Genomic DNA, 1,023 nt, shown 5'->3' on the forward strand with positions numbered 1-1,023 from the left:
AGGCAGGTCGAGACGGAACAGGCCGAGTTGGCGAGGTCAATCGACAAGTGGAGAGTGTTTCGCGACGTCGGTGACGCCCGCTCGCGCCTTGGCCTTCAGGACCGTGCGCTTGCGGTATTGAACGCCCTCCTTTCCTTCCATCCGGGAGCCGAGCTTTGCCACGATAAGAATCTTGTCGTGTTTCCGTCGAATGCCCAGTTGTCTGCCCGTTCCAACGGCATCGCGGGAACGACGCTTCGTAAGTGTTTGGGAGCGCTCGTAGACGCCGGGATCATCATCAGAAAGGATAGCCCAAACGGCAAACGTTACGCCCGCAAGGGAAACGAAGGCAGTATTGAGGACGCTTACGGTTTCAGCCTGGCGCCTCTGATCGCGCGAGCGAGCGAGTTCGCATCCCTCGCTCAGGATGTTGCCGCAGAGCAGCGCCGTTTCCGCATCACGAAGGACCGTCTCACAATCGTTCGCCGAGACGTTCGCAAGCTCATCACTGTAGGGATGGAAGAAAATCTCCCTGGTGATTGGGCGGCCGCAGAGGCCTGTTTTGTCGAGATCATTGGACGCTTCGTTCGTCGCCCGACGTTGAAGGATTTGACTGCAAGTCTCGACGAAATGGCTCTGTTACATGAAGAAGTCTCCAGGATGCTGGAAACGCAGGAAGAAACCAAAAAATGCGATGGCAATGACATCGCATTTGGATGCCACAAACAGAATTCAAATACCGAATCCTTCGATGAACTTGAATCTCGCTTGGAAAAAAAGCAGGGCGAAAAGTCAGAGCCAGCCAACCGGCCGGAACGGAAAGTCGAACCGGAGGTGTTCCCGTTATCGATGGTGCTACGCGCCTGCCCTGAAATTTCAAGCTTTGGGCCTGGCGGGTCCATTGGAAGTTGGCGGGAACTGATGTCCGCGGCGGTTACGGTTAAATCCATGCTTGGTGTCAGTCCGTCCGCTTACGAAGAATGCTGTGAAGTGATGGGGCAAGCTGGCGCCGCGATAGCGATAGGCTGCATCTACGAGCGGGCT

The 1,023-nt window shown here is 56.0% G+C and carries 1 protein-coding gene; it reads left to right on the plus strand.

Going from position 1 to position 1,023, the window contains the following annotated elements; all coding sequences use genetic code 11:
* A partial coding sequence (repC, locus tag P7F60_RS29205) for a plasmid replication protein RepC (RefSeq protein ID WP_277921055.1) occupies window positions 1-1,023 on the plus strand: 1,023 nt, incomplete at both ends.

Source organism: Rhizobium sp. YJ-22 (assembly GCF_029601685.1).
Taxonomy (GTDB): domain Bacteria; phylum Pseudomonadota; class Alphaproteobacteria; order Rhizobiales; family Rhizobiaceae; genus Metarhizobium.